Raw genomic sequence first — 2,427 nt, forward strand, 5'->3', positions numbered from 1 at the left:
GAGCCTCCATTTAGGAGGCTTTTTTAATATTATACTATGTAGTTAAAAATTACTTAGCAACGTTAACAGCTCTAGTTTCACGTATTACAGTAACTTTTACTTGTCCTGGATATGTCATATCTGTTTGTATTTTTTGCGAAATCTCAAAAGATAATTCAGCTGCTTTATCATCATTTACTTTTTCACTCTCCACAATAACACGCAACTCTCTACCCGCTTGTATGGCATATGCTTTTTGTACACCCACAAACCCAAAGGCTACTTCTTCTAAATCTTTTAAACGCTGTATATAAGAGTCTAAAACTTGTCTTCTTGCACCTGGTCTAGCACCACTAATAGCATCACAAACCTGTACAATTGGAGCAATTAATGTTTTCATTTCAATTTCATCGTGGTGAGCACCAATTGCATTACACACATCTGGCTTTTCCCCGTATTTCTCTGCCCATTGCATACCTAAAATAGCGTGTGGAGTTTCTACCTCTACTTCTGTATTTGGTACTTTACCTATATCATGTAATAAACCTGCTCTTTTAGCTGTTTTAGGGTTTAAACCTAACTCTGCTGCCATTACACCACAAAGCTTAGCAACTTCTCTAGAGTGTTGCAGTAAGTTTTGCCCATATGAAGAACGATATTTCATACGACCTACAGCCCTAATTAACTCTGGGTGTAAACCGTGAATACCTAAGTCTATAATTGTACGCTTACCAACCTCTACAATTTCTTGTTCTATTTGTTTTTCTGTTTTACGCACAACCTCTTCAATACGTGCTGGGTGTATACGGCCATCTGTTACTAATTTATGTAAAGATAAACGTGCTACTTCTCTACGCACAGAATCAAAACAAGAAAGTATAATTGCTTCTGGTGTATCATCAACAATAATTTCTACTCCTGTTGCAGCTTCTAAGGCTCTAATGTTTCTTCCTTCTCTACCAATAATACGTCCTTTTACATCATCAGACTCAAGGTTAAAAACAGATACGCAGTTTTCTACAGCCTCTTCTGTACCTATACGTTGTATGGTATTTATGATAATTTTTTTAGCATCTTGTTCTGCAGTAAGCTTAGCTTCTTCCATTGCAGTTTGCATAAACGCCATAGCATCTGACTTTGCAGTTTCTTTTAAAGAATCTACCAATTGCTCTTTTGCTTCATCTGCAGATAAACCAGAAATTACTTCTAATTGCTGCACTTGATTTTTATGTAGTTTATCTAACTCAGACTGTTTCTTTTCTAAATAGTCATTTTTATGATCTACAGATTGTAATTTAGACTGCAATTGATCATTTAATTTTTTCCCTTTTGCAAGTTCATTACTTACTTGAGACTCTTTATCTCTTGTACGCTTTTCTGCTTCGGACATTTTTTTGTCCTTTGCAATAATAACTTTTTCGTGTTCTGCTTTAAGTTCTAAAAACTTTTCTTTTGCTTGTAATATTTTATCTTTTTTTATGCTTTCACCTTCTGTCTTAGCATTTCTTAAGATTGACTCTGCTTCTAGTTTTGCACTTGCTATTGTTTTAGAGGCTTTGCCTTTCTCTAAAAATTTGGCTATCATAAAACCAATTGCTAAACCTACTATAGCTCCTACAATTATAAATGTAATATTCTCCATGGTTGTTTATATATATTAAAAAACCCACATTGGGGGTGTTTTGTACAAACTCCTATAAAACAGGATTAGGGCTAACAGCATGATCAAGGATCCTTATACTAGTAAGGCTTGCTTTTACAAACTAAACTCACCCTTTAAAAACAAATTAATGTTGAGTTTGTCAAAAAAATACCAATGTGGGCAGTAACTTAATGTTATGTAATGAACGTATTTGTACTATATAGAGCTTAGCTTAGAATCTACAATACTCTCCAAAGCTTTCAAACGCTCTGTCACCTCTGTTGTATCTTCTTGCTTATCAATACTTTTTTGTTCTATTTTAGAGGCAAACTGCAAGGCACACATTGCCAAAACATCTTGTTTATCTCTAACGGCATAGTTTTGCTCAAACTTTTTTGCTAACTGCTCTATATTTTTTGCAGCTTTACGTAAACCTTCTTCCTGACTAGGATCTATAGTTAATGGGTAAACCCTGTCTGCAATAGAAAGTTTAATTTTTAGCTTTTCTGCCATAAGTATTAATATTACACTATTCAGCTAGTTGAGCAATACAATGATCTAACTCTCTAATTAATGTATTTATTTTAAGCTTTGCTTCTGTTTTATTCTTAATACTGCCTAGCATAGAATTTGCAAGTTTAAGAGCATTGTACTTTTCTTCCCAATCTAAAACTAAATTAGAAGTAGCAGCTTGTTCTTTTTTAAGCGATAGTAATTCTCCATACAACCTACTATTAGCTTGCTGTAATAACTCCATTTTATGAAGTAGCTTGCTAACTTTGTTTTCTAAAGAATCAACAATTTCA

The 2,427-nt window shown here is 33.8% G+C and carries 3 protein-coding genes and 1 other RNA gene; all 4 read right to left on the reverse strand.

Going from position 1 to position 2,427, the window contains the following annotated elements; translation table 11 throughout:
- Positions 1–49: 49 nt before the first annotated feature.
- Entirely contained in the window at positions 50–1,621 is a 1,572-nt protein-coding gene (rny, locus tag ABJD66_RS09400; protein ID WP_100895615.1) for a ribonuclease Y, read from the reverse strand.
- A gap of 46 nt (positions 1,622–1,667) precedes the next feature.
- A non-coding RNA gene (gene ssrS / locus ABJD66_RS09405) (6S RNA) lies at positions 1,668–1,778 on the reverse strand.
- Positions 1,779–1,837: 59 nt separating this feature from the next.
- On the reverse strand, positions 1,838–2,134 hold the full coding sequence (locus ABJD66_RS09410; protein WP_100895614.1) for a cell division protein ZapA: 297 nt from the start codon (positions 2,132–2,134) through the stop codon (positions 1,838–1,840).
- Between the two features lie 16 nt (positions 2,135–2,150).
- Positions 2,151–2,427: hypothetical protein (locus ABJD66_RS09415; protein WP_348130787.1), on the reverse strand; the 277-nt coding region annotated here is incomplete at its 5' end.

The sequence above is a fragment of the Cellulophaga sp. genome (assembly GCF_039943695.1).
GTDB lineage: Bacteria > Bacteroidota > Bacteroidia > Flavobacteriales > Flavobacteriaceae > Cellulophaga.